At 65.4% G+C, this 18,344-nt stretch carries 21 protein-coding genes; 8 read left to right on the forward strand and 13 right to left on the reverse strand.

Annotated elements, in window-relative coordinates:
• Window positions 1-16: 16 nt before the first annotated feature.
• Window positions 17-697 carry a YggS family pyridoxal phosphate-dependent enzyme gene (locus tag AC3IPM_RS04765; RefSeq protein WP_489302779.1) on the reverse strand — a complete coding sequence of 227 codons (681 nt, stop codon included), beginning with the start codon at window positions 695-697 and terminating at the stop codon, window positions 17-19.
• Window positions 698-783: 86 nt separating this feature from the next.
• Between AC3IPM_RS04765 and AC3IPM_RS04770 the strand changes: the two genes are divergently transcribed.
• The 3 genes from AC3IPM_RS04770 to AC3IPM_RS04780 all read left to right on the forward strand — a co-directional run bounded on the left by AC3IPM_RS04770 (window position 784) and on the right by AC3IPM_RS04780 (window position 4,126).
• Entirely contained in the window at window positions 784-1,821 is a 1,038-nt protein-coding gene (locus tag AC3IPM_RS04770) for a type IV pilus twitching motility protein PilT (protein ID WP_228886757.1), read from the forward strand.
• A gap of 51 nt (window positions 1,822-1,872) precedes the next feature.
• The gene (locus AC3IPM_RS04775; protein ID WP_489302780.1) at window positions 1,873-3,009 is read left to right on the forward strand and encodes a PilT/PilU family type 4a pilus ATPase; all 1,137 of its coding nucleotides are present in this window, start codon (window positions 1,873-1,875) and stop codon (window positions 3,007-3,009) included.
• 223 nt (window positions 3,010-3,232) lie between these two features.
• Window positions 3,233-4,126 carry a hypothetical protein gene (locus AC3IPM_RS04780; protein ID WP_489302781.1) on the forward strand — a complete coding sequence of 298 codons (894 nt, stop codon included), beginning with the start codon at window positions 3,233-3,235 and terminating at the stop codon, window positions 4,124-4,126.
• Here AC3IPM_RS04780 and AC3IPM_RS04785 read toward each other — a convergent pair.
• Window positions 4,113-4,934: an alpha/beta fold hydrolase gene (locus AC3IPM_RS04785; RefSeq protein ID WP_489302782.1), complete on the reverse strand. Its 822-nt coding sequence runs from the start codon at window positions 4,932-4,934 to the stop codon at window positions 4,113-4,115. The genes AC3IPM_RS04780 and AC3IPM_RS04785 overlap by 14 nt on opposite strands.
• 168 nt (window positions 4,935-5,102) lie before the next feature.
• Here AC3IPM_RS04785 and AC3IPM_RS04790 point away from each other — a divergent pair, with 168 nt between their 5' ends.
• Window positions 5,103-5,318, forward strand: coding sequence for a DUF4287 domain-containing protein (locus AC3IPM_RS04790; RefSeq protein ID WP_489302783.1), 216 nt, complete (start codon window positions 5,103-5,105; stop codon window positions 5,316-5,318).
• Window positions 5,319-5,423: 105 nt separating this feature from the next.
• Window positions 5,424-6,131, forward strand: a complete 708-nt coding sequence (locus AC3IPM_RS04795; RefSeq protein WP_489302784.1) for a YitT family protein — start codon at window positions 5,424-5,426, stop codon at window positions 6,129-6,131.
• Between the two features lie 24 nt (window positions 6,132-6,155).
• On the opposite strand, the gene AC3IPM_RS04800 is transcribed toward AC3IPM_RS04795, so the two are convergent.
• Both AC3IPM_RS04800 and AC3IPM_RS04805 read right to left on the reverse strand, forming a co-directional pair.
• Window positions 6,156-6,683: a DNA-3-methyladenine glycosylase I gene (locus AC3IPM_RS04800; protein ID WP_489302785.1), complete on the reverse strand. Its 528-nt coding sequence runs from the start codon at window positions 6,681-6,683 to the stop codon at window positions 6,156-6,158.
• Complete coding sequence (locus AC3IPM_RS04805) at window positions 6,680-8,476, reverse strand: DUF4153 domain-containing protein (RefSeq protein WP_489302787.1); 1,797 nt, start codon at window positions 8,474-8,476, stop codon at window positions 6,680-6,682. The genes AC3IPM_RS04800 and AC3IPM_RS04805 overlap by 4 nt, the downstream gene beginning before the upstream one ends.
• 84 nt (window positions 8,477-8,560) lie before the next feature.
• Between AC3IPM_RS04805 and AC3IPM_RS04810 the strand changes: the two genes are divergently transcribed.
• From AC3IPM_RS04810 to AC3IPM_RS04820, 3 genes are read left to right on the forward strand one after another with little or no spacing between them, the layout of a single operon-like run.
• Window positions 8,561-9,127: a YqgE/AlgH family protein gene (locus AC3IPM_RS04810; protein ID WP_489302788.1), complete on the forward strand. Its 567-nt coding sequence runs from the start codon at window positions 8,561-8,563 to the stop codon at window positions 9,125-9,127.
• Window positions 9,120-9,587, forward strand: coding sequence for a Holliday junction resolvase RuvX (ruvX, locus tag AC3IPM_RS04815; RefSeq protein ID WP_489302789.1), 468 nt, complete (start codon window positions 9,120-9,122; stop codon window positions 9,585-9,587). Before AC3IPM_RS04810 ends, ruvX begins: the two co-directional genes overlap by 8 nt.
• 16 nt (window positions 9,588-9,603) lie before the next feature.
• Window positions 9,604-10,554, forward strand: coding sequence for an aspartate carbamoyltransferase catalytic subunit (locus AC3IPM_RS04820; RefSeq protein WP_489302791.1), 951 nt, complete (start codon window positions 9,604-9,606; stop codon window positions 10,552-10,554).
• A 174-nt stretch (window positions 10,555-10,728) separates the two neighbouring features.
• Here the strand turns inward: AC3IPM_RS04820 and AC3IPM_RS04825 are convergent, their stop codons facing one another.
• From AC3IPM_RS04825 to AC3IPM_RS04865, 9 genes are all read right to left on the reverse strand, one after another.
• Window positions 10,729-11,184, reverse strand: a complete 456-nt coding sequence (locus AC3IPM_RS04825) for an REP-associated tyrosine transposase (protein ID WP_489302792.1) — start codon at window positions 11,182-11,184, stop codon at window positions 10,729-10,731.
• A gap of 157 nt (window positions 11,185-11,341) precedes the next feature.
• Window positions 11,342-12,142, reverse strand: a complete 801-nt coding sequence (locus tag AC3IPM_RS04830; RefSeq protein ID WP_489302793.1) for a carboxylesterase family protein — start codon at window positions 12,140-12,142, stop codon at window positions 11,342-11,344.
• 67 nt (window positions 12,143-12,209) lie between these two features.
• On the reverse strand, window positions 12,210-12,476 hold the full coding sequence (locus AC3IPM_RS04835; RefSeq protein ID WP_489302794.1) for a hypothetical protein: 267 nt from the start codon (window positions 12,474-12,476) through the stop codon (window positions 12,210-12,212).
• A gap of 13 nt (window positions 12,477-12,489) precedes the next feature.
• Complete coding sequence (gene mgtE / locus AC3IPM_RS04840; RefSeq protein WP_489302795.1) at window positions 12,490-13,851, reverse strand: magnesium transporter; 1,362 nt, start codon at window positions 13,849-13,851, stop codon at window positions 12,490-12,492.
• Window positions 13,852-14,373: 522 nt separating this feature from the next.
• A complete protein-coding gene (locus tag AC3IPM_RS04845; RefSeq protein ID WP_489302796.1) occupies window positions 14,374-14,826 on the reverse strand; it encodes a hypothetical protein in 453 nt (150 codons plus the stop codon).
• The gene (locus AC3IPM_RS04850) at window positions 14,823-15,773 is read right to left on the reverse strand and encodes an RHS repeat domain-containing protein (protein WP_489302798.1); all 951 of its coding nucleotides are present in this window, start codon (window positions 15,771-15,773) and stop codon (window positions 14,823-14,825) included. Before AC3IPM_RS04850 ends, AC3IPM_RS04845 begins: the two co-directional genes overlap by 4 nt.
• A 100-nt stretch (window positions 15,774-15,873) precedes the next feature.
• Window positions 15,874-17,655 (reverse strand): phosphoenolpyruvate--protein phosphotransferase, encoded by a 1,782-nt coding sequence (ptsP, locus tag AC3IPM_RS04855; protein ID WP_489302799.1) that lies wholly within the window; start codon window positions 17,653-17,655, stop codon window positions 15,874-15,876.
• 2 nt (window positions 17,656-17,657) lie between these two features.
• Window positions 17,658-17,927, reverse strand: a complete 270-nt coding sequence (locus tag AC3IPM_RS04860; RefSeq protein ID WP_489302800.1) for an HPr family phosphocarrier protein — start codon at window positions 17,925-17,927, stop codon at window positions 17,658-17,660.
• Window positions 17,920-18,312 carry a PTS sugar transporter subunit IIA gene (locus AC3IPM_RS04865; RefSeq protein WP_038689985.1) on the reverse strand — a complete coding sequence of 131 codons (393 nt, stop codon included), beginning with the start codon at window positions 18,310-18,312 and terminating at the stop codon, window positions 17,920-17,922. The genes AC3IPM_RS04860 and AC3IPM_RS04865 overlap by 8 nt, the downstream gene beginning before the upstream one ends.
• Window positions 18,313-18,344: the final 32 nt, after the last annotated feature.

Raw genomic sequence — 18,344 nt, forward strand, 5'->3', positions numbered from 1 at the left:
TCCTGGAAACGAAGGGTCATGCCGGGCGCACGCGCGCGCCGAACAAGGCGGTGCCGATCCGGACCATGCTGGCGCCGTGGGCGATGGCCTCGGGGTAGTCGCTGCTCATGCCCATCGACAGCGTGTCCACCTGCCGATACTGCCCGGCCAACGTCTGGAACAGGGCGGCCATGCGTTCGAACGCCTGCTGGCGGCGTTCGGCATCCGGCCATGGTGCCGGAATCGCCATCAACCCGCGCAGCTGCAGCCGTGGTTCGGCGGCGATGGCTGCTGCCAGTATCGGGACCTCCTGCGGGCTGCAGCCGTGCTTGCTGTCCTCGTCATCGATGTTGACCTGGATCAGCACGTTCAGCGCGGGCAGCGTGGCCGGGCGATGGGCGGCCAGGGCGGTGACCAGCTTGAGCCGGTCCACGCTCTGTACCCAGTCGAAGTGGCGCGCGGCCAGCTCGGCCTTGTTCGACTGCAGGTGGCCGATCAGGTGCCATTCCAGGCCCAGCGCGGCCAGCGCGTCGATCTTGTCCAGCGCCTCGCGCACGTAGTTCTCGCCGAACGCGCGCTGGCCCTGCGCGGCCAGGGCGGCCACGGCGTCGGCCGGCTGGGTCTTGGACACCGCCAGCAGGCGGGGCGTTGGCCGCCCGGCGGCGGTGGCCGCGTTGTGCAGGTTCAGCAATATCGTCGGCAGGGGCAGGGCGGACACGCGCGCATTCCGGTAGTTCAGGAACGCTATACTGCCGCCCGGGGAAAGATCCTTCCAGTCGCAGCAGTCATGGGGAGTAGCAGCGTATGGATATCGCCGAGCTGTTGGCGTTTTCCGTGAAGAACAAAGCATCGGACCTGCATCTGTCGGCTGGCCTGCCGCCGATGATCCGGGTCGACGGCGACGTCCGTCGCATCAATATTCCGGCGTTGGACCACAAGCAGGTGCACGCGCTTGTCTACGACATCATGTCGGACAAGCAGCGTCGCGACTACGAGGAATTCCTCGAAGTCGATTTCTCGTTCGAGATTCCCAGCTTGGCGCGTTTCCGTGTCAACGCTTTCAATCAGAACCGCGGTGCCGGTGCGGTGTTCCGTACCATTCCCTCCGAGGTGCTCACCCTGGAAGACCTGGCGGTTCCGCCGATCTTCCGTGAGCTGATCGACCAGCCGCAGGGCCTGATCCTGGTCACCGGCCCGACCGGTTCGGGCAAGTCGACCACGCTGGCGGCGATGATCGACCACATCAACAAGAACGAATACGGCCACATCCTCACCGTCGAGGATCCGATCGAATTCGTGCACACCTCGCAGAAGTGCCTGATCAACCAGCGCGAAGTGCACCGCGACACGCACGGCTTCAACGAAGCGCTGCGTTCGGCACTGCGCGAAGACCCGGACATCATCCTGGTCGGCGAACTGCGTGACCTGGAAACCATCCGCCTGGCACTGACCGCCGCGGAAACCGGCCACCTGGTGTTCGGCACGCTGCATACGAGTTCGGCGGCCAAGACCATCGACCGCATCATCGACGTGTTCCCCGCCGGCGAAAAGCCGATGGTGCGCTCGATGCTCTCCGAGTCGCTGCGTGCGGTGATCTCGCAGGCGCTGTTGAAGAAGGTCGGCGGCGGGCGTACTGCCGCGTGGGAAATCATGGTGGGCACCCCGGCCATCCGTAACCTGATCCGCGAGGACAAGGTGGCGCAGATGTACTCGGCGATCCAGACCGGCCAGCAGCTGGGCATGATGACCCTGGACCAGCATCTGCAGGACCTGGTCAAGCGCAGCCTGATCACCCGCAACCAGGCGCGCGAATACGCCAAGGACAAGCGGATTTTCGAATAGTGGTAGTGCCGGCCGCTGGCCGGCTCCTGGAAACCTTCGGAGTACACCGCGATGAGCACCACCACCATCGACTTCACCTCGTTCCTCAAGCTGATGGCGCACCAGAAGGCGTCGGACCTGTTCATCACCGCGGGTATGCCGCCGGCGATCAAGGTCAACGGCAAGATTTCACCGATCACCCAGACCCCGCTCACGCCGCAGCAGAGCCGCGACCTGGTGTTGAACGTGATGACGCCGGCGCAGCGCGAAGAGTTCGAAAAGACCCACGAATGCAATTTCGCCATCGGCCTGTCCGGTGTCGGCCGCTTCCGTGTCAGCTGCTTCTACCAGCGCAACCAGGTCGGCATGGTGCTGCGCCGGATCGAGACGCGCATTCCCACCGTGGAAGAGCTCAGCCTGCCGCCGATCATCAAGACGCTGGCGATGACCAAGCGCGGCATCATCCTGTTCGTCGGTGCCACCGGTACCGGTAAGTCGACCTCGCTGGCGGCGATGATCGGCTACCGCAACCACAACTCGACCGGGCACATCATCACCATCGAAGACCCGATCGAATTCGTGCACAAGCACGAAGGCTGCATCATCACCCAGCGTGAAGTGGGCATCGACACGGACAGCTGGGAAGCGGCGCTGAAGAACACCCTGCGCCAGGCCCCGGACGTGATCATGATCGGCGAGGTGCGTACCCGCGAAGGCATGGACCACGCCATCGCGTTCGCCGAAACCGGCCATCTGGTGCTGTGCACCCTGCATGCCAACAACGCCAACCAGGCGATGGACCGCATCATCAACTTCTTCCCCGAAGACCGCCGCAACCAGCTGCTGATGGATCTGTCGTTGAATCTCAAGGGCGTGGTCGCCCAGCAGCTGATCCCGGCGCCGGATGGCAAGTCGCGCAAGGTTGCGATGGAGATCATGCTGGGCACGCCGCTGGTGCAGGATTACATCCGCGACGGCGAGATCCACAAGCTCAAGGAAATCATGAAGGAGTCGGTGCAGCTGGGCATGCGCACCTTCGACCAGAGCCTGTTCGAGCTGTACCAGGCCGGCGAGATCAGCTACGAAGACGCGCTGCGTTATGCCGACTCGCAGAACGAAGTGCGCCTGCGCATCAAGCTGTCGCAGGGCGGCGATGCACGCACGCTGTCGCAGGGCCTGGATGGGGTGGAGATTTCCGAGATCCGCTGAGGCGGTGGGAACGCGGCAGCGCTCTGCCGCGTTCGCCGCATGGGCTGCCGCTGTGGTGGCTCCATCCAGCAACGCTGATGATGCTTGTCCCATGTATCGAGGGACGCCGATGGTTTTGATCCCTCAATGGCATTTCCATTGATAGTGGGATGATCGCCCGCTTTCTTGCGCATCGCATTTTCTAGATTGGACCGGGGGGTCCAACCTGGAAAAGGAGATGGGTATGAAGTCGATGATCGCTGCCTTGCGGTTGTGGCTGCTCCTGCTCCTGCCCTTGCTGCTCGTGTCATGCCGGTCCTATTTTCCTTCGGACGTGAAAGCGCAGGTCTCCGAAGAAGGCGCTGCCGGACTCGACTACGGGCGCAAGGCAGGCATTTCCTATCTGGTCACCACCCAGTACATCCCTGGGGCCATGCGTTCATCGCGGGCCAGGCAGCAGCATGCCCACTGCAATGCAGACGGTCGGCATGTCGAGGTGAGGTGGCGCAACCCCGACATTGCTCCCGAACAAGCCATGAGAACCTGTGGATGGGTGTTATCGGCAGCGGCGTTCATTGCCGGCTACAGCGGTGGCTCGCGCGTCCGCAACCTCCGGGTAACGGTCATCGAGGAGGGCGAGGGCAGGGATACGCGCTGGCTGAGCATTGCCCCGCCGGGAGGTCTGTCGATGCGACTGGCAGTACGCTGGTTGGGCGATGAAGCGCACAGCGCGGCGGAGGCGGTCCGCCTGTTCGCACACGAACTCGCCCATGTGGATGCTCATTTCGCATCGCCGTTGCATGTGGGCGATACCGAGCAGTTGGCCTATCTTGCCGGTGCGTGTGCGCAATGGCACGTGGTTGGCACGCTCGCGACGCGGGATCTTGAGGCCGGTGTGCTCAATGTGGATGAAGCCGTGTTCCGGCATTCCTCCGACGTGGCCAATCGCGTCTGGAGCCTGTTGCACCCCTTCATCGCCGAAGGGCCATTGACCCGTGGGCATCCGCAGGCTGCTGCATTCTCTGCGCTATGTGATGCCCGGCTGAAATCGGGATTCGAATCCCTCCAGGTCGGGGCAATGCACCACGGCGGCGGATCTTCGGCCCGCCGCCGTGGTACATGGATCAGCCGCGAATGAACGCCAGCAGATCCGCGTTGATCACCTCGGCATGGGTGGTGCACATCCCATGCGGATATCCCTTGTAGACCTTCAACGTACCGTGCTTGAGCAGCTTGATCGACAGCTCGGCCGAGTCGGCGATCGGGACGATCTGATCGTCGTCGCCATGCATCACCAGGACCGGCACGTCGATCTTCTTCAGGTCCTCGGTGAAGTCGGTTTCCGAAAACGCCTTGATGCAGTCGTAGTGGGCGTTGATCGCGCCCATCATGCCTTGCCGCCACCAGTTGTCGACGATCCCGGCCACCGGCGGGCTGCCGTCGCGGTTGAAGCCGTAGAACGGAATCGGTACCTCGCGGTAGAACGCGGCACGTCCAGCGAGCAGTTGCGCGCGGAAGCCATCGAACACCTCCTTCGGCGTGCCGCCCGGGTTGCTCGCGCTCTTGAGCATGATCGGCGGTACCGCGCCGACCAGCACGGCCTTGGCGACGCGTCCCGGCTTGGCCTGGGCCACGTAGTGGGCCACTTCGCCACCGCCGGTGGAGTGGCCGATATGCACCGCATCGCGCAGGTCCAGGTGCTCGACCAACGCGTTGACGTCGGCCACATAGGTGTCCATCTCGTGCCCGCTACTGGTCTGCGAAGAGCGCCCATGGCCGCGGCGGTCATGCGCGATCACCCGGTAGCCCTGCAGCAGGAAGAACTGCAGCTGGCTGTCCCAGTCGTCGGCGCTGAGCGGCCAGCCGTGGTGGAAGACGAGGGGCTGGCCCTGGCCCCAGTCCTTGTAGAAGAGCTGGGTGTTGTCGGGCGTGGTGACGTAAGGCATGACAGGGCTCCGGGTAGTGGGGTGGGGTGGTGCGATGTGGCCCTGCATGCTGCCGCAGCCGGGTGTTCAGCCGGAATGAAAGGCACATGTCGATTCCGCGCACGCTCGAACGTCGTACAGAAGAACCCGGCATCCGTCCGGGTATCCCCAACGCGCGAGGAACCTGTCATGAGCGATACCCCCAAGGTCAACGGCCCGGCCTCCTACTTCCCCTCCATCGAGAAGACCTACGGCCAGCCGGTGGGGCATTGGCTGGCCCTGCTGGTGGCGCAGGGCGGGCTCAAGCATATGGAGCTGGTGAGCTTCCTGAAGGCCGAACATGGGCTGGGCCATGGCCATGCCAACGCGCTGGTGGCCCACCATCTGCGCACCGCCGGGCCCTGAGCCGGCGGGCATCAGTGAGGGTGGGCGGCTGGCTGAATCACTTGCACCTGCAACTGTCACGCTGATCGTGTCTAATACCGCTCCCCACGTTCAGCCCCCACCCCCATGTCCCTTGAATCCCATGGCCCCGCGCCGTGCGACGACGCCGACGGCCACCTTGTCACCGCCGGTCCGCTGACGCCGCCGCCGGACAGCGCCGGCACCGTCGCCGACCAGACCGCCCTGCGCCACTCGGTGGCCGAGGACGTGCAGGGCATGATCCTGGCCACCCTGGTGGCCTCGCTGGGCCTGGCCATCTTCGCCAAGGGCGGGCTGATGATCGGCGGCATGGCCGGGCTGGCGTTCCTGGCGCACTACGCCTTCGGCTGGAACTTCGGCTTGGTGTTCGTGCTGGTCAACCTGCCGTTCTACTGGGTGGCCGTGCGCCGCATGGGCTGGGAGTTCACCCTGAAGACCTTCGCGGCCGTGACGGCCTGCGGCATCCTGACGGACCTGCTGCCGCGCTGGGCCGATTTCGCCCACATCGCACCGCTGTACTCGGCGCTGGTCGGCGGCGCGCTGGCCGGCCTGGGCATCCTGTTCTACATCCGCCACCGTGCCAGCCTCGGCGGCATCGGCATCCTGGCCGTGTACCTGCAGCGCACCCGCGGCTGGAGCGCCGGCAAGGTGCAGATGTCCTTCGACACGCTGCTGATGTGCGTGGCGTTCTTCGTGCTGTCGCCGTCGCAGGTGATGTACTCGGCGATCGGTGCGGTGGTGCTCAGCCTGGTGCTGATGTTCAACCACCGCCCGGGCCGCTACATGGGCGTGTAAGAAGTCCTAGCGGGCAGATGCCGGCTACGGTTGGGTACGCAGGGCCTGCAGGCGCGCATACACCGGGCACTCCGGGCTGTGCGCGCCGGGCAGGTAGCCCAGGCTCATCAGGAATTCGCCGGTGATTTCCCCGCCGGTGAAGCGGAAGGTCTTCTTGAACAGCTTCACCCATGCCGCCTTGTCCTGCGGGTGGTGGGCATCCAGCCATGCCGCGAAGCTTCCATGGCTGGCGCGCAACTGCTGGATCACCTGGGCGTTGTGCACTGCTGCATGCACCTTGAGCCGGTTGCGGATGATCCCGGCATCGCCGAGCAGGCGCTCGATCTCGCGTTCGCCGTAGGCGGCCACCGTGTCCACGTCGAAGCCATCGTAGGCGGCGCGGAAGCCTTCGCGTTTCTTCAGGATGGTTTCCCAGCTCAGTCCCGCCTGGTTGATCTCCAGGATCAGGCGCTCGAACAGCTCGCGTTCCTCGCGCTGCGGAAACCCGTACTCGTGGTCATGGTAGTGGCCGTGCACCGGATGGCCGGGCGCGATCAGACAGTAGCCGCTCATGGGCGGGGCTCCTTCAGGGAAGATTCGTCGACGCCGAACAGCGCGCTGCCGTCCAGCGACAGGCTGCTCCAATGGGGGCGATGCACCTGCAGCTGCCCATCGAGCAAGGCCTGGTTGCTGCGTTTCACCGCGTCCTGGGCAAAGCTCTGGAACGTGACCGTGCCGGCATCCACCCAGTCCGCACCACGGCGCGTATGCACCTGGCACTGCGGGCCGCCATAGCTGCGCAGGGTGCACAGCAGCATGTCATCGACACCATCGGCGTTCAGATCGCGACGCAGCGCGACACACGCGGTGTCCATGTCGAGGCATTCGCGGGCGTCGAGCTTGCGTGCCAGCACCGCCTGCCACCAGTCGGGATCCGGCGCGGGGCTGCCCTTGGCCAGCTTCACGTGCTGCTGCAGCACGGCCAGTTCGCGGATACCGTGCGTGCCGTTGTCGTCGCCGGAGCCGTCATAGCGGGACTGCTTGGCCAGCGCAGTGGTAATGATGCTGCGGGCGCGGGCATCACTGCTGAAACGGGGGTCGTGCAGCAGTCCCTGCAAGGCTTCGACGCCGCGGCGGCCGAATTTGAAGCGCAGGGTGTCGGCGTCTTTCATGCGGATCGCCGCCGGGTTGTCATGCATCCGCGCGAGCTGGCTGGACACGCTGATCCGCATCGGATCGAGCAGCGGGGTGTTGGCGAGCAGGCCCAGGCCCAGCACCGCCCAGCACATCCAGCGGTTGACCGGCTCGATGCGCTGCAGCCACGGCGTGCGCGGGCGCACCGCACTGAACGCATAGCCCAGCGCATAACCGGCGACCAACACCGCCACCAGCAGGCCCCAGAAGCGCTCCGGGGTCCAGCCGTACTGGCTGATGCGCAGCCCCATCGCATACAGCGACAGTGCTGCATACACCGGCAGCACCAGCAGGCTGGCTTCGACCAGCCGACGCAGCCAGCGCGGATACGGCGGTTGTTCGCTGTCGTGCTGGTAAACCGCATTGACGAACACCACCAGCAGCAGGGACAGCGTGAGCAGCAGGCTGGCCGCCGACCGGGTCCGCCACAGAGCGTCCAGACCGGTGAAGGGCAGGCTGATGACGAAGATCACCGCGATGAACGCCAGCAGCGGCAACAGCCCGCGGCCGACAGCGAACAGCACCTGGCGGGTCATCTGGATGGCGCGGTGCTGGGTGCGCCCGATCAGCACGCCGAACCCGAACAAAGTGCCGGTCGCCAGCGCGATGAATGCGTTTTCGCGGAACAGATCGCGGAAGAAGTGGATGTCCACCAGCTCGAACAGCGCCGCCCACAGCCACAGCAGCAGCCAGGTCAGGCCGGTGAATGCCAGCGCCAGGGCCAGGGTCAATCCGTTCTGCCAGGCCCGCTCGAACAGCGCCGCGTACGGGGCGCGCCAGTGGCCGTGCTGCAGGCGGAACTGCCACCACGGCAGGCTCACGAACACCGCGATGGCCATGCTGATCGAGAACGGCATCAGCAGCGGACCTTGTTCCAGGTCCTTGGCGCCGCCGCCCAGATTCCAGCCGATCCAGCTGGCCAGGCCCAGCACCAGCAGCGAAGCCAGCGCGGCATGCAGCCACAGCCGGCGGTCGCGCAGGTCCACCAGGGTCAGGGCAACGGCGGTGGGTACCGTCAGTACCCAGGTGTACCAGCGCACCCGGTTGCACAGGTCGTGGAACGGCCAGCTGTCAGCGGCTTCCTGCACGGCGTACAGCATCAGCCCCTGCAGCAGTGCGATCAGCACGATGGTGCTGCGCGAGGCGGTGGGCAACACCGGGTGGGTGGTCATGCGGACGGATCCTTCCGGGAAAACACGCATGCTAGCGGAAGCGCTCACGCCCGTGTCCCGGGCCCAGCGGGTAGAATAGGTGCCATGTCCGAGCTGTCCACCTCCCTTGCCCATCACCTTCTGGTCGCGCTGCCGTCGCTGACCGATTCCACGTTCGCGCGCAGCGTGGCGCTGATCTGCCAGCACGACGAGAACGGCGCGATGGGCGTGGTGGTCAACCAGCCCTCCGAATACACCTTGGGTGAGGTGCTGGCGCAGATGGAGATCGCCACCGACGACGGCAACCTGCGCGCCAAGGTGGTTCTCAATGGCGGCCCGGTGCACCCCGAGCGCGGCTTCGTGCTGCATGACGACACCCGCGACTGGGATTCCAGCCTGGCGGTGGGCGAAGGCGTGTTCCTCACCACCTCGCGCGACATCCTCGAGGCCATGGCCCGGGGCGAAGGCCCGCGCAATGCGCTGGTCACCCTGGGCTGCGCCGGCTGGAGCGAAGGCCAGCTGGAGAACGAACTGGGCGAGAACAGCTGGCTGACCGTGCCGGCCGATGCCGAACTGCTGTTCAGCACGCCGCTGGACCAGCGCTGGCAGGGTGCTGCGGCACGGATCGGCGTGGATCTGTTCCGCCTCACCGATTACAGCGGCCATGTCTGAGCCGGCCACCATCCGCCGCGACGGCACCGTGCTGGGCTTCGACGTCGGCTCGCGCCGGATCGGCGTGGCCATCGGCAGTTCTTTTGGTACCCACGCGCGTGCGATCGCGGTCGTGGATGTACACGGCAATGGCCCGGACTGGGCCGCGGTGGAACGTTTGATCAAAGAATGGCGGCCCGACGGCCTGGTGGTGGGCGACCCGCTCACCCTGGACGGCCAGGACCAGCCCAACCGCAAGCGTGCGCAGGGCTTTGCCCGCCAGCTGCGGGAACGTTTCAAGCTGCCGGTGGTGCTGGTCGACGAACGTTCCAGTTCGGTCGAAGCCGCGCGCCGGTTCGCGGTCGAACGCGCCGAAGGCCGCAAGCGCCGCCGTGACGCGGCCACCCTGGATGCGGTGGCGGCGGCGGTGATCATCGAACGCTGGTTGTCCTGCCCGGACGACGCCACCCCCGTTACCTGACTCCCAGACCCTGCCCATGACTGCTTCGCAACTTGATTCCGATGGACGCCTGCGCCACCTGCTGACCCTGGAAGGTCTGCCCCGCGAAACCTTGTTGCAGTTGCTTGACCGCGCTGGCCAGATCCGCGATGCGGCGGTGGGCCGGGTCGGTAACAAGCGTCACGTGCTCGGCGGTTCGGCGGTGTGCACACTGTTCTTCGAACCGTCCACGCGCACCCGCAGCTCGTTCCAGCTGGCCGCGCAGCGACTGGGCGCGGACGTGCTCAACTTCGACGCCTCCACCTCGTCCACGCGCAAGGGCGAAACCGCCTGCGACACGTTGAAGAACCTCGAAGCAATGGGCGTGCGCGGCTTCGTCGTGCGCCATCCCGACGACGGCGCGGTGGCCGCGTTGGCCGCCGTTGCAGGCGAGGGCACCGCGCTGGTCAACGCCGGCGACGGGCGCAGTTCGCACCCCACCCAGGGCCTGCTCGACATGCTGACCCTGCGCCAGGCCAAGGGCAGCGATTTCTCGAAGATGAAGGTCATCATCGTTGGCGACGTGAAGCACTCGCGCGTGGCCCGTACCGACCTGCATGCGCTGCGCACGCTGGGCGTTGGCGAGATCCGCGTGTGCGGCCCGCAGTCGTTGCTGCCCGACGATGACACCCTCAAGGGCTGCATCGTCGGCCAGGATTTCGACGCCATGCTCGAAGGCGCCGATGCGCTGATGATGCTGCGCCTGCAGCGCGAGCGCATGGAAGAAGGCCTGGTGCCCTCGATCGAGCAGTACCACGCCAAGTACGGTCTCAATGCCGCGCGCCTCAAGCGCGCCGGCACCGACGCCGCCGTGCTGCACCCGGGCCCGATCAACCGCGGCGTGGAAGTCACCGACGAGGTGGCCGACGGCCCGCAGTCGTGGGTACTGCGCCAGGTCGCCAATGGCGTGGCCGTGCGCATGGCGGTACTGGAAACGTTGCTGGGTTGAGGGTGCGCCGCCGCCCGACCAATGATCGGGCGCCAATGCGGTGGGTGCCGACCGTTGGTCGGCTCTGCAGCAATTCAGGTAGTGCCGGCCGCTGGCCGGCTCTGCAGCAATTCAGGTAGTGCCGGCCGCTGGCCGGCTCTGCAGGTCCCATGAGGAGCCGGCCAGCGGCCGGCACTACGGTTCCATGGGCCAGACGCACCACGCATACGGGTAGTCTCCGATTTCATCGGTCAAACCTGCCCGGATCGGATTGCCCAGAATGTACATGGCGTGCCGTCGCAGGGCCTCGTCCGAGCGGATGGCATGGTCGTGATAGCCGGCTTGCCATAGCGCACCGCGACGACCACACGCCCGGTTGAGTGCAAGCGCACTTGATGATTTGAAGCGGCGTGCAATTTCGCTGAGCGGTTTTGACCGCAGTTCAAGCAACCAGTGCACATGATCCGGCATCACTACCCATGCGAGAGATCGTGCAAAGCCCTGCCGGTCGATTTCACGCATATGCGCCATTGCCAACGCCGCCGCGTCAGCATCATCGAACCAACGATGGCGGTCGTGGCAGACCATGGTCAGCACATAGCTCTGGCCTGGAATGGAACATCGGCCGATGCGCAGTCGCGAGGAACTCATGCCGCATCTTCGGCGATTCTATGGTTTGGCGACGTCGGTCAAATACGGTTGGGGCTGTAGCGGAAGAGCGCCTTGGATGCTGGGGGCTATGAGGAGCCGGCCAGCGGCCGGCACTACCGGTTCATGCGGTCCATGAGGAGCCGGCCAGCGGCCGGCACTACCGCTTCTGCTTCCACAACCAGTCCCACATCGCCGCGTCGGCGTACGTCGCATCCCAGGCGTTGTGGTTGCCGTCGGGGTACTCGGTGTAGCGCACGTCTTTCGCGCCGGCCTGCTGGAACGCGGCGTACAGCTGGCGGTCGTCTTCGGGCGGGACGATGTCGTCCTGCGCGCCATGGAACATCCACACCGGCAGGTGCCGCAGGCGCTGCGCGAGGACCGCATAGGGATCGGGCAGGGCGGCTACGGCCTCCACCTGCAGGTCCGGGCGGATCTGGTGCGGGGACAGTACCGCGCCGCACACCGGTACCATCGCGGCGAACCGCTGCGGTTCGGCCAGCGCGATGTTCCAGCTGCCATAGCCGCCCATCGACATGCCGGTCAGGTACTGGCGTTGCGGGTCGGCACCGAACTCGGCCAGGGTCGCATCGAGTGCGGCGAGCGCCATGCGGTTGTTCTCGTTGGACCACTCCCCGTGCTGCGGTGCCTGTGGCAGCACCACCAGCGCGGGAAAATCCTCCGCATGGTCGCGCAGGTACGGCCCCAGGCCCGCCTCGGTCTGGCGCTGGTTGTCGCCACCACGCTCGCCCGATCCGTGCAGGAACAGCACCACCGGCAACGCGCCGTGCTGCGCCCGTGCGCCGCGTGGGACGAAGACCTGGTAGTAGGAGGTGCGGCCGTCCAGCTGTACTGCGCGGCCGACGAAATGCCCCGGCGCGTCGTCGCGGCGCGGGGCGCACCCGGCCAGCGTCACCATCGCCATTGCCCACAACAGCCAACCCGCGCGTCGTCGTGCCATTGCCCATCCTCGACTGGAAGCGTTTTCAGTCTAGGCGGCAATCCGCCGGCGGGCATCGTGCAGTGCATCAGTCCGGGCGCGGCGCCGCAGCCAGGATGGCCAGCTGGTCGATCGCTTCGGGGTGGCCGTCGGCAGCGGCGGCCTGCACCTGCGCCAGACTGGGGTGGACCACCAGCAGGACCGGGTTCTCGCACTGCGGGCAGTCGAACTCGGCTTCATCCTCGTGCAGCTCCATCACCATCTGGCGCGCGCTGCCCTGCCATTCGCAGGCCGCGCAGGTGTGGGTCTGGTCGCGCCAGCCGGGGAGGAAGTAGTTGTCGAGGGTCAGGGCCATGCAGGTTCCAACGTCAATGCAGCAGGATCAGGGTGGCCAGGCCGAGGAAGCTGAAGAAGCCCATCACGTCGGTCACCGCGGTCACCACCACGGTGCCGGCCACGGCCGGGTCCACGTTCATGCGCTTGAGCAGCAGTGGCAGCAGCACGCCGGCCAGGGCGGCGGCGCAGAAGTTGATGATCAGCGCCAGGGTGATCACCAGCGACAGCAGGAAGCTGTGGAACCAGATGTAGGCGATGATGCCGACCACGGTCCCGATCAGGGTGCCGTTGATCAGCGCCACCCGCGATTCTTTCCACAGCAGGATGCGCGCGTTGCTCTGGCCGACCTGGCCCAGCGCGATGCCGCGCACCATCAGGGTCAGCACCTGCACGGCGGCATTGCCGCCGACGCCGGCCACGATCGGCATCAGCACCGCCAGCGCCACTACCTTCTGCAGGGTCAGCTCGAACTGGCCGATCACGCTGGCAGCCAGGAACGCGGTGCACAGGTTGATGCCCAGCCAGACCACGCGGCCGCGCACGGCGCGCTTGATCGGCGAGAACAGATCCTCTTCCTCGTCCAGACCGGCGGCGCCCAGCGCCTGGTGCTCGGCCTGCGAACGGATGATGTCGACCACGTCATCGATGGTGATGCGGCCGAGCAGGATGTTGTTGTCATCCACCACCGGGGCCGATACCCAGTCATGATCGGAGAACTGCCGGGCCACTTCGTCGCCGCTTTCGCCGACATCGATCGCCGGTTGCTCGTCATCGATCAGCCGGTTGATCGGCGTGCTGTCCTCGTGGGTCACCAGCGCGGCCAGCGACAACCGGCCCAGGTACTGGTGGCGGCGGCTGACCACGAACAGGTGATCGGTGTGGTCGGGCAGCTCGCCGCGCAGGCGCAGGTAGCGCAGCACCACATCGACGTTGACGTCGGCGCGCACCGTCACCACATCCGGGTTCATCAGGCGCCCGGCGCTGTCCTCGGGGTAGGACAGGACCTGCTCGAGCCGCTCGCGGTTCTCGCGGTCCATCGACTTGAGCACTTCGTCGATGACCGTGTCCGGCAGGTCTTCGACCAGGTCGGCCAAATCATCGATGTCCAGGTCTTCGACCGCGGCGATGATTTCGTCCGGGTCCATGTCGGCCAGCAGGCTTTCGCGCACTTCCTCGCCGACGTGGACCAGCACCTCGCCATCGTCTTCCGGATCGACCAGGCCCCAGACGATCTCGCGCTTGCCCGGCGGCAGCGATTCGAGCAGGTTGCCGATCTCGGCCGGCGCCAGCGTATTGACCAGGCGGCGCACCGGACCCAATCGCCCGCTGTCCAGTGCATCGGACAACAGCCGCAGCTGGCGTGCCGTCTTGTCGTGGCGTACGGCTTCGGCCATGGGCAGCTCCTGCGGAAAAAGAAAAGGCCGCTATCCGGACAGGATGCGGCATGCGGGGTGGTCACCGCGTCATTATCGCGTGCTTGTGTGTCAATCGGGTAGGTGCCTTGGCAGCCTTCAGGACGACGGCAGGAGGGGGAGGGCTGATCAGGGTTCAAGGAGTATGAAGGGATGCATCGCAGCGGTCCCGGGAGCGCCCTCGGGACGGGCAGTGCGAGGCCAGGTCAGCGCCCTTGGGCTGACTGGGTTGCAGTGTCAAGCCAATGAAGCTCATGGACGCGGCAAATGACGTTCGCAAGCCAGCGACGCTGGCTGCCTCACCGCTGCGTCGCGAAGGGCCATGTCGTCCTGAGTGGAATCAGGCTTCCACCGTGGTTGGCGTTCCAACTGGCAGGTGTTGAAGCGTGGAGTACGAAGCCGTTGACTTCCCGGATTCAGATTTGCAAGCCGCGCTCGAAAGTGATGCAAGCACACAATTCGCCCGATACGCCCTCCGTGGGTTAGATCCCGATCAGACGCTACTCAGCGCTTTGCATTTGCGCGTACTTTCGTGCCATCGGCCGCTTCGTAGCAATGAATGCGCGTGGCTTGGAATGTGGCGCCGCCCGGAACAGACGTCCCATCCCTGACCGCGCGGCCGGAAATCCGGATCTTCAGGCGCATCAGATGACGCGTTCGGGCCGGAGCGAGAGATTGCCTGAACGCGGCTGCGAGAAACTCCTGTGCATGCAGTTGCGGATAGCGGGAGTCGTCGAAGTTGACCCCTATTCCATGATTTTCATCCCTGTCGCAATCGAATATCAGGATGCCATGACGGGTTGCGTAATAGCATCCCGTCAAGGTGACATCACGGTCGATTGGTGGGTTATCGAGAATGGCTGGAATCGTGGAGTCGCTCTTTGCGGGTTGACAGTCCAATGCTGTGGCGGTCAACGGCAGCAGCACCATCCAAGCGATGGCAAGCATGATTTTCATTTGGTACATTTCCCAATTCCGCAGCTAGCCGTAACGCTGGAGTCCGCCTCGCGTTGAATCGTCATTTCGTCTCGACCTGTTCCTGGCTCCCAATAGCCCCAAGGCGAGCGAGCCTGCAAAGATTCGTGGTATGCCGCTTCAGCGCGATATGCCCTAACTTCGCCGGCGCGCAGAAGAGATCTGCTGGCCGTCATTGATGGCAACCCCTGAATCAATCGTTGCCGTTGATCAATGCCATGTGAGCCTTCGTGGAGAACTGTCGCATTGAGAATATCTTGCGTCCTTACGCCAGATACACCGGAAGCCATGCTGGCCATGGCTTGCATGTTGAAGCCCACGGTGGTGGTGCGGCCAGATGTCTCTGCAATGCCATAGAAACTCCCTGACCGCTCGTTCACGACGACCCCGTTGTCCACGCCCTCTGCGCCATAGAAGTTCGCGACTTGGGACGATCGAGAATCGCGAATTCTGGTTCCAGTCTGCTGTTTAGCGGATTGCTTGATTGATTTCAACGCGGACTTAACCCCTGCGCATAGATCCTTGCCTCCCTTGCACAGATAACGGCCATCCGGATCAATGGCTGAATACGGGTTATTGGCAACGTACGAGTATCGATTGAAATTGCCTCCATCTTTCCCGGCCCCTACCGGATCGCTGGAAAGAAACCTGCCGAGGGCGGCGCCGTAGTATCGCTGCTGCATGTAGGTCAATCCCGTCTCGGCATCTTCTACGTGCCCGGAGTAACCAGGGCCACCCTGGGCCGATGGGGAAATGTTGGCGCCGTACGGCTCGTAGCTGCGCCGTTCGACTACCTGCCCGCTCTCGTCGGTAACTGCCACGATGGACCCGAGGGCATCGGTATGGATGTACTCCACGCGCTGTGCCATGACCGGCTGGGCGAAGACCGTCGCTGCAAGTGCTGCGAGAAATAGAATATTCCGGCGCATAGCCTCGTCCTTGATGCACGATGTGATGACAATGATCGTATCTGAGGTAGACCCGCAAAGCGCGTGCCGCTCAACGAGGTCGCTACGTGGGCTCAGAGGGTTACGAGCCGGGAGCGTGACCGGCCTTCTCGATCCAGCGTTCGATACCGCGGCGGTCGCGCGCGGCCAGCAGCTTGGGCGCCATTGCCTGCAGCTCGGACAGGTCGCTGTCGCGGATGGCGCGGCGCACTTCCAGCAGCGTGCCCGGATGGAGGCTGAACTCGGTCAAGCCCAAGGCCAACAACAGGCGGGTCATCAGCGGGTCGCCGGCGATCTCCCCGCACACCGCCACCGGGATGTCATAGGCCTGGCCGGTGCGCAGGATATGCGCGAGCAGGCGTACCACCGCCGGGTGCAGCGGCGAGTACAACTCGCCGACGGCTTCGTTGTTGCGGTCGGCGGCGAGCAGGTACTGGACCAGGTCGTTGGTGCCGATCGACAGGAAATCCACCAGGTCGATGAAGCTCTCCAGTGCGATCGCCGCCGCCGGGACTTCGATCATCGCGCCGAACGGGATGTGCTCGGCCACCTCATGGCCTTCGGCGCGCAGCAGCTCGGCCTGTTTGTTCAACCGCCGGCGCACCGCCAGCACTTCTTCGCGGGTGCTGACCATGGGAATCAGGATGCGCAGCTTGCCGTAGGCCGAAGCGCGCAGGATCGCGCGCAGCTGGGTATCGGCCACCTTGGGCCGGGCCAGCGACAGGCGCACGCCGCGCAGGCCCAGCGCGGGGTTTTCTTCATTGCTCAGGGTCAGCCCGGTGCGGTCGGCCTTGTCCGCGCCCAGGTCCAGGGTGCGGATGGTGACCGGGCGCCCGCTCATGCCCAGTGCGGCATCACGGTAGGTTTCGAACTGTTCCTGTTCGTCGGGCAGCTCGTTGCGCTGCAGGAACAGGAACTCGGTGCGATACAGGCCCAGCCCGTGCGCGCCCAGTGCATGGGCCTCGGTGACGTCCTCGCGCGACTCGGCGTTGGCCAGCAATGCGATATCGACATTGTCGCGGGTGCGGGTGGGCTTGGAACGCAGCCGGCCCAGTTCGCGCTGCTCGCGGGCATGCTCGCGCAGGCGGACGCGGTAGTCGCGCAGGTCGGTCGCCTGTGGGTTGATGGTGATGGCGCCATCGCCGCCATCGATGATCAGCACGTCGCCATCGGCGACCTTCTGCAGCAGGTTGCTGACGTTGACGATCAGCGGCAGGTGCAGGCTGCGCGCCAGGATCGCGCTGTGCGACAGCGCGCTGCCACCGGCAGTCACGATCCCGACCACGCCTTGGGCCTGAAGCTGGGCCAGCTCGGACGGGGCGATGTTGTCGCAGACCAGGATCTCCCCGGCCAGCCCTTTGACGTCCGGCGGGCGCTTCTGCAGGAAGGCATGGATGCGCCCGATCACATGGTCCAGATCGTCCATGCGGCTCTTCAGGTAGGCATCGTCCATGCCATCGAAGACCTTGGCCAGGCGGTCGCGCTGTACGCGCAACGCATAGCCGGCACTGTAGGGGCCGCTGCGGATCAGCTCATCCAGCCCGAACAGCAGCTCCGGATCGTCGAGCAGCAGCGCGTGCAGGTCGAGGAATTCGCCCACTTCCTGGTTCAGCGCACCCTGCAGGCGTAGGCGCAGGTCGTGCATTTCCGCGCGGGCTGCGTCCACCGCTTCATGCAGGCGCTGCAGCTCGGCGGGGACCTTGGCCGGGGCGATGCGTTGTTCGGCCACTTCCAGGGCATGCGGCAGGCGTACCCGGGCGCGGCCCAGGGCATTCCCGCGCGAGGCACCGTGGCCGCCCAGCAGCAGGGCGCCGGAGGCGGTCCGTGCGGGCGTGCCAGCCCCTGCTCGCGGCGGCCCCGGCATGCTCAGTTGTCCTCGTCGAAGCGCCGTTCGAACAACGACACCACTGCGTCCATCGCGGCGACTTCGTCCTCGCCATCGATACGCACGGTGACCGGGGTGCCCTGGCCGGCGGCCAGCAGCATCACGCCCATGATGCTCTTGGCGTTGATCTCACGGCCTTTGGCGGCCATGGTCACGTTGCAGCGGAAAGGCGCCAGCTCCTGCACCAGCTTTGCAGTGGCGCGAGCATGCAGGCCCAGGCGGTTGGATACGGTGAGTTCACGTTCAAGCATCGTCGACAATCGCTCCATTGCGAGTGCCCGCCGCGGCTGTGGCGGGCAGTTGATCCAGTCCCTGTTCCGGATAATTCATCACCCGCAACAACATCGGCAGGCTAAGCGCCGAGACCCGGCGAGCCGGGGTGCCCAGACGAGCCAGTTGCCCGGCCAGATTGCTGGGGCTGGCGCCGTACAGGTCGGTCAGGATCAGCACGCCCTGGCCACTGTCCACCCGGCGCAAGGCGGCCGAGGCGAGTGGGAGCAGGACGTCCAGGTCTGCGTCGAACGGTACTTCGAAAGCTTCGGTCTTGAGCGGCAGATGCCGCAGCAGCCGGGTGGCCACGTCCAACAGGGACGTGCCTACACCGGGATGCGTTACGAGGAGAATGCCACAGGTCATTCCCGAACGTTAACAGGTCAACATGAATTGGC

This window comes from Stenotrophomonas sp. GL_111 (assembly GCF_057835245.1).

Bases quoted from the DNA above. Each gene is read 5' to 3' on its own strand.
- AC3IPM_RS04770 (WP_228886757.1), top strand. From the start codon at position 784: ATGGATATCGCCGAGCTGTTGGCGTTTTCCGTGAAGAACAAAGCATCG.
- AC3IPM_RS04775 (WP_489302780.1), top strand. From the start codon at position 1,873: ATGAGCACCACCACCATCGACTTCACCTCGTTCCTCAAGCTGATGGCG.
- AC3IPM_RS04780 (WP_489302781.1), top strand. From the start codon at position 3,233: ATGAAGTCGATGATCGCTGCCTTGCGGTTGTGGCTGCTCCTGCTCCTG.
- AC3IPM_RS04785 (WP_489302782.1), bottom strand. From the start codon at position 4,934: ATGCCTTACGTCACCACGCCCGACAACACCCAGCTCTTCTACAAGGAC.
- AC3IPM_RS04790 (WP_489302783.1), top strand. From the start codon at position 5,103: ATGAGCGATACCCCCAAGGTCAACGGCCCGGCCTCCTACTTCCCCTCC.
- AC3IPM_RS04795 (WP_489302784.1), top strand. From the start codon at position 5,424: ATGTCCCTTGAATCCCATGGCCCCGCGCCGTGCGACGACGCCGACGGC.
- AC3IPM_RS04800 (WP_489302785.1), bottom strand. From the start codon at position 6,683: ATGAGCGGCTACTGTCTGATCGCGCCCGGCCATCCGGTGCACGGCCAC.
- AC3IPM_RS04805 (WP_489302787.1), bottom strand. From the start codon at position 8,476: ATGACCACCCACCCGGTGTTGCCCACCGCCTCGCGCAGCACCATCGTG.
- AC3IPM_RS04810 (WP_489302788.1), top strand. From the start codon at position 8,561: ATGTCCGAGCTGTCCACCTCCCTTGCCCATCACCTTCTGGTCGCGCTG.
- ruvX (WP_489302789.1), top strand. From the start codon at position 9,120: ATGTCTGAGCCGGCCACCATCCGCCGCGACGGCACCGTGCTGGGCTTC.
- AC3IPM_RS04820 (WP_489302791.1), top strand. From the start codon at position 9,604: ATGACTGCTTCGCAACTTGATTCCGATGGACGCCTGCGCCACCTGCTG.
- AC3IPM_RS04825 (WP_489302792.1), bottom strand. From the start codon at position 11,184: ATGAGTTCCTCGCGACTGCGCATCGGCCGATGTTCCATTCCAGGCCAG.
- AC3IPM_RS04830 (WP_489302793.1), bottom strand. From the start codon at position 12,142: ATGGCACGACGACGCGCGGGTTGGCTGTTGTGGGCAATGGCGATGGTG.
- AC3IPM_RS04835 (WP_489302794.1), bottom strand. From the start codon at position 12,476: ATGGCCCTGACCCTCGACAACTACTTCCTCCCCGGCTGGCGCGACCAG.
- mgtE (WP_489302795.1), bottom strand. From the start codon at position 13,851: ATGGCCGAAGCCGTACGCCACGACAAGACGGCACGCCAGCTGCGGCTG.
- AC3IPM_RS04845 (WP_489302796.1), bottom strand. From the start codon at position 14,826: ATGAAAATCATGCTTGCCATCGCTTGGATGGTGCTGCTGCCGTTGACC.
- AC3IPM_RS04850 (WP_489302798.1), bottom strand. From the start codon at position 15,773: ATGCGCCGGAATATTCTATTTCTCGCAGCACTTGCAGCGACGGTCTTC.
- ptsP (WP_489302799.1), bottom strand. From the start codon at position 17,655: ATGCCGGGGCCGCCGCGAGCAGGGGCTGGCACGCCCGCACGGACCGCC.
- AC3IPM_RS04860 (WP_489302800.1), bottom strand. From the start codon at position 17,927: ATGCTTGAACGTGAACTCACCGTATCCAACCGCCTGGGCCTGCATGCT.
- AC3IPM_RS04865 (WP_038689985.1), bottom strand. From the start codon at position 18,312: ATGACCTGTGGCATTCTCCTCGTAACGCATCCCGGTGTAGGCACGTCC.